General features: G+C 60.5%; 7 protein-coding genes and 1 tRNA gene. 5 read left to right on the forward strand and 3 right to left on the reverse strand.

The window, feature by feature from the left end:
• The first annotated feature begins 180 nt into the window (after positions 1 to 180).
• Both E5W87_RS33695 and E5W87_RS33700 read left to right on the forward strand, forming a co-directional pair.
• Positions 181 to 621, forward strand: a complete 441-nt coding sequence (locus tag E5W87_RS33695; protein ID WP_292407752.1) for a hypothetical protein — start codon at positions 181 to 183, stop codon at positions 619 to 621.
• Between the two features lie 78 nt (positions 622 to 699).
• On the forward strand, positions 700 to 1026 hold the full coding sequence (locus E5W87_RS33700) for a hypothetical protein (RefSeq protein WP_292407755.1): 327 nt from the start codon (positions 700 to 702) through the stop codon (positions 1024 to 1026).
• A gap of 281 nt (positions 1027 to 1307) precedes the next feature.
• Here the strand turns inward: E5W87_RS33700 and E5W87_RS33705 are convergent, their stop codons facing one another.
• Both E5W87_RS33705 and E5W87_RS33710 read right to left on the reverse strand, forming a co-directional pair.
• Entirely contained in the window at positions 1308 to 1520 is a 213-nt protein-coding gene (locus tag E5W87_RS33705) for a hypothetical protein (RefSeq protein WP_292407758.1), read from the reverse strand.
• 255 nt (positions 1521 to 1775) lie between these two features.
• Positions 1776 to 1852 (reverse strand) — tRNA-Arg (locus tag E5W87_RS33710).
• 234 nt (positions 1853 to 2086) lie between these two features.
• Here E5W87_RS33710 and E5W87_RS33715 point away from each other — a divergent pair.
• Together E5W87_RS33715 and E5W87_RS33720 are read left to right on the forward strand one after the other, a co-directional pair.
• Positions 2087 to 2386, forward strand: coding sequence for a hypothetical protein (locus tag E5W87_RS33715; protein WP_292407760.1), 300 nt, complete (start codon positions 2087 to 2089; stop codon positions 2384 to 2386).
• Between the two features lie 79 nt (positions 2387 to 2465).
• Entirely contained in the window at positions 2466 to 2612 is a 147-nt protein-coding gene (locus tag E5W87_RS33720; protein WP_292407763.1) for a hypothetical protein, read from the forward strand.
• Between the two features lie 68 nt (positions 2613 to 2680).
• On the opposite strand, the gene E5W87_RS33725 is transcribed toward E5W87_RS33720, so the two are convergent.
• Positions 2681 to 3844 carry a M20 aminoacylase family protein gene (locus E5W87_RS33725; RefSeq protein ID WP_292407766.1) on the reverse strand — a complete coding sequence of 388 codons (1164 nt, stop codon included), beginning with the start codon at positions 3842 to 3844 and terminating at the stop codon, positions 2681 to 2683.
• A gap of 230 nt (positions 3845 to 4074) precedes the next feature.
• Between E5W87_RS33725 and E5W87_RS33730 the strand changes: the two genes are divergently transcribed.
• A partial coding sequence (locus tag E5W87_RS33730) for a D-alanyl-D-alanine carboxypeptidase family protein (protein ID WP_292407770.1) occupies positions 4075 to 5111 on the forward strand: 1037 nt, incomplete at its 3' end.

The raw sequence follows: 5111 nt of genomic DNA on the forward strand, positions 1-5111 counted from the left end.
CGCCAAATTGGCACATCGCGATGCCGTCGGGAGGGGGCATCCACTCCATCAGATTCGCACCACTAGCTACAAGAACGCCTCACCATCATCGCGGTGCTCGAAACAGAACCAGTGCGGCGTCTGCCTTGGCTTCGCAAAGCCCCATCCCGCATTCTTGTCGCAACCTGGATGCTCGCATCTATGGTGCTGAATGCCTGGGCGCGTGACGGGCTCCATTGCACCGGGAAGCCGGATCAGCTCGTCGCTCATCGGAATGTCTCGCTAGGTTGGTGGAAAGATTCCACAGCCAGTCTTGACGATCAAGGAAAATGTTCCTTATTCGTTCTCATGGCGCACGATCCGATCGACACGCTGGGCACGGCGACCCGGCACAACATGCTTGTCAAAGCGGAATGCAGCTGCGGCAATGTCCGCTACTGCCGTTCGGCGGACCTGATGATGGTCTACGGCGGCGGGGTAGATCCCTTAAAGCTCAAATTCGACTGCAGCCGCTGCAAGCCGCAGATCACGATCACCCTGCTGGAAGTGCATCCCGAGCACCTGCCCAAGCGATTGATGATCCACAAGCCGACTAAGGTCGATGGGAAGATCGTTTGGCACACAGAAAGATTCCGAGGGTGAGCACCATCACTGGAACATTCTTTTTGTCCGCAGGTTGGTTTCTGAGCGCGTCGTGCGCTTAAAGACAGGAGAAAGAATATGAAACCAATCCTTTTAGCCTCGGCCGTGTTGGCGCTTTCCGCCGGGCTTTCCTTTGCCCAGACGACGAGCGGAACTTCGGGCGGAACCTCCACGACCACGGCTACGACCACGCCCAGCACTGATCAGGGAGCTAGCTCCACAACCACCACAACTAATCAGGGAACTGACACCACCACCACCAGCGGCACGAACCCGAACTCGGCAAAGGATTGCGCACCTGGCCAGCAGACCGGCAGCGCGCAGGAGGCCGCCCCTGGTCAGCAGGACACGGACGCCAAGACTGCCGCCCCCGGCCAAATGAAGAAGACCACCGAAGATTGCTGATTGGTAACGTCAGAGAGGGGAAGGCCGGCGCCACTGTGGGGGGCGTTGGGGTAGATTGCCTGTAGGGCGCCGGCCAGGCGGATTGGGGCCCGCCGCAAGGAATAAGCTAACAGAGCTTGCAACCGCGGATATGGCGTGATCGCGGAAGGTCCATGTGCTTCCAAAAAGCTATCCGGCCAGCGCCATGCCGACAGCTATGCCTATGCCCATTGCCAAGCCTGTGGCGAGTTTACCGCCGATATCCAATTCTGGTAGGCGGGAACGATCCGGTCCGCCATGAGTTAGTGAATCATGATGAACACCATGGAACCACACGGACGCGCGATGGCGGATGCCAGGGAGCGCATCAATCGGACCAAGCTCGCGCTTGAGCGCACAGAGGAATTGCTGGCCGAGAATACCGCGCTTTGCAGCAGGATACGCGCGCGACGGTGTCTGGTCGAGGCCGCATACCGCTTGGTGGAGATCGATCCCGCCAGCGATGCGGCGCTCATTGGGCGTCTCCCCATTCCAGACGGGCCACGATGATATCGGCGGCAGCGCGGTCTACGATGGCGCTGCCTGACTGCTAGGGCATCGCCCAAACGACAAAGCCCGCTTTCGGCGGGCTTTTTCCATGAGCATCGTGTGCCTCCCGTGTGCCGCAGAGCATCCGTAACCCTCGTGAAAATGCGAGAAAACTAGGGAATTTGGCAAATTTGACGGCACATGAAATCGCCTACTTTTCACTGCCAAGCTATTGATTTTGTTGGTGATCCCGACAGGAATCGAACCTGTGACCTACAGATTAGGAATCTGCCGCTCTATCCTACTGAGCTACGGGACCACGCGGCCCGACACATAGCCGCTTCGGATCGTTTCGCCAAGAGGCGCTCTGCACCCAATCAGTCGGTTTTGACGATGGCCTTTGAAGCATAGCCGTCGAGAGGCTTCTGCTCACAATTCGAAATTGATCCTCACCACTACGGACTGATCCAGGAGGGTTAGACCGCAAAGATGATCTGGGAATGGCGGAACTTCGGACCACCGCTGCGATTTAGTGTGCCGAAGGAGATACGGCATGAGTGCCACAAAAGAGTTCTTTGAAACCTGGCTCCAGGAGAACGTCGGCGACCTGCCCGCTGAAAGCGAAGTGAGCGTGGCCGTCCTGGTGCAGCAATTCGAACAAGATGCCGACGCGGCCGGCTATGGTCACGAGGTACGGCAAGACGAGATCGGCGACATTGAAGAGGCCATTGCGGAAGCCCTGAAGAAGGCGAGGGCAGGCGAAGCGCCGCAAGCTGCCGTTGCGGTTGAAGAGAGTGATCCGACGCCCGTCATGGAGGCGCTGGAGGTCGACGACCCGAAGAGCGGGCCGTAGCGGTCCAGGCAACATCGATTGATTTGCGGATAGAGTCCCAGCGGTTGCGGCTCTCCCCCTCCACCCTACATGACCGGGCATGATAGATGCCAAACACATCACACTCGGCGTTGTGATCGGCGTGGCAATCGGCGTCGCGTTGGACAACATCATTGCGGGTATCGGGATCGGCATTGCTCTAGGCATTGCCTTCGGTTTTACTCGCAACTCATCCGGCCGAAAGTAACGATCAGAGCATGGGCTGCCAGATGATGCCGATAGCTAAAGCACGGCGCATCTTGCGCGCGACATGTATCAGGCGGCCAGCGCCGTCTCCGCCAGCTTCACCCAATAGCTCATGCCGTGCGGGATGACCTCGTCGTTGAAATCGTAGGCCGGGTTGTGCAGACCGGCGGTGTCGCCATTGCCGATGAAGATGAAGGCGCCCGGCCGCGCCTCCAGCATATAAGAGAAATCCTCGCCGCCCATCACCGGCTGGATGGCGCGGTGCACATGGGCGTCGCCAGCAATATCAGCCGCGACGTCACTGGCAAAGACCGTCTCTTCCGCATGGTTGAAGGTAACGGGATAATTGGCATTGTAGTCGACCTCGATCGTTGCGCCGAAGGCCGTGCCCACTCCCTCGCAGATGGCGCGCATCCGCTCTTCCGCCTTCCGGGCGACCTCCTTCTTCAGCGTGCGCACGGTGCCGGCGATCTCGGCGCTCTCGGGAATGACGTTGTAGGCGTCGCCGGCGTGGAATTTCGTCACCGACACCACGACAGCTTCGACCGGATCGGTGCTGCGCGACGCGATCGTCTGCAGGGCGCCGACGAGCTGGCTGGTGATGACGATCGGGTCGATCGTGCCGTGCGGCATCGCCGCATGCCCGCCCCGGCCCTTGACGGTGATGGTGAATTCGGCGGTCGCCGCCATGATCGGGCCCGGCTTGATGGCAAACTGGCCGACCGGCAGTCCCGGCATGTTGTGCATGCCGAACACCTTGGAGATGTCGAAGCGCTCCATCATGCCGTCCTTGACCATCTCGTTGCCGCCGCCGCCGCCTTCTTCGGCCGGCTGGAAGATCACTGCAACGGAGCCGGCGAAATTGCGTGTCTCGGCAAGATATTTGGCAGCACCCAAGAGCATCGCGGTGTGACCGTCATGGCCGCAGGCGTGCATCTTGCCCGGAACGGTCGAGGCGTAGGATTTGCCGGTGATCTCATTGAGCGGCAGCGCGTCCATGTCGGCGCGCAGGCCGATGGTCGTGCCTTCGCCCAGGCGGCCGCGGATGATGCCGACGACGCCTGTCTTGCCGAGCCCGGTCACCACGTCGTCGCAACCGAAGGCCTGCAGCTTCTCGGTGACGAAGGCGGCGGTCTTGAAGACGTCGAAATTCAGCTCTGGCGTCTGGTGCAGATGGCGGCGCCAGCCGGCGACCTCGTCTTGCATTTCGGCGGCGCGGTTCAGGATCGGCATGATGGTTCCATCTCGCTGTTGGAGCAGACGGGTTCTGCCTGCTGCTTTGCAATTGTGCCTACTGTTTTACAATTGTCATTCAGGCACTTTGCCATCTTGACGTCACATAGGATAAATAGCACCGCAAGATCGGGATCCGGATAGAGGGCCGGATCACTATGCTGGCGATTGCGTAACAAATCTTACGGAGCCAAAGGCGACTGCGGCAAGAGGCGATTTCGGATTCTACCATGCGGTACAGGCATTTCCCTAGACTATTGCTGGCCGGCGCCGTGGCGTTTCCGGTGCTGGCCGGACCGGCTCTCGCCAATCCGACGATCGTGTTCGACCTGGAGAATGGCAAGATCCTCCAGCATCAAGAGGCTTTCAAGCGCTGGTATCCTGCCTCGCTGACCAAGCTGATGACCGCCTATGTGACGTTCCGCGCCATCGCGGCCGGCGAGGCCCGGCTCGATTCGCCGATCAAGGTCACGAAGCGTTCCGCCAGCGAGCCGCCGAGCAAAATGGGCTTCAAGCCGGGCTCGGTCATGCGGCTCGACAACGCGCTGAAGATGATGCTGGTCAAATCGGCCAACGACGTCGCCATGGCCGTCGGCGAGAACATTGGCGGTTCGCAAGCCGCTTTCGCCGAACGCATGAACACCGAGGCGCGCCGGCTCGGCATGACCGGATCGCATTTCGTCAACCCGAACGGGCTCTTTTCGCCGGAACAGTATACGACGGCGCGCGACCTCGGCTTGCTGGTGATGGCGATCCGCACGGAATTTCCGCAATATGCCGGATGGTTCTCGATCGAGGGCCTCGCCGTCGGCAAAAAGCAGATCTCGAACTACAATCTTCTGATCGGCCGCTATCCGGGCGCCGACGGCATGAAGACGGGCTTCGTCTGTTCCTCGGGCTACAACATGATCGGCTCGGCAACGCGCGACGGCCGCACACTGGTCGCCGTGGTGCTCGGCGAACAGTCGACCATTACCCGTGCCGAGACCGCGGCGAGATTGCTCGACCAGGGTTTCGCGGCGGCCGAGCCGAGCTGGGTCACGGTCGCGGGGCTGCCTGCCTATGGCGACATGACATCGGTCAACGACATGCACGACGAGCTTTGCAAGAAGAAGCCGGCTAAGGAGCAGTCGGAAGCTGCCGTCCCCGTCGGCGATAAGGATGCGCCAAAATCGCCCTATCAGGAAAAGCTCGACCATGTGCCGACATTGGTCGCCGTCGGCCTTGGCGGCGCCACCGGGCCGAAGCCGAAGGCGATGCTCGATGC

Origin of the sequence: Mesorhizobium sp., from assembly GCF_004962925.1 — a bacterium.
Taxonomy (GTDB): Bacteria; Pseudomonadota; Alphaproteobacteria; order Rhizobiales; family Rhizobiaceae; genus Mesorhizobium.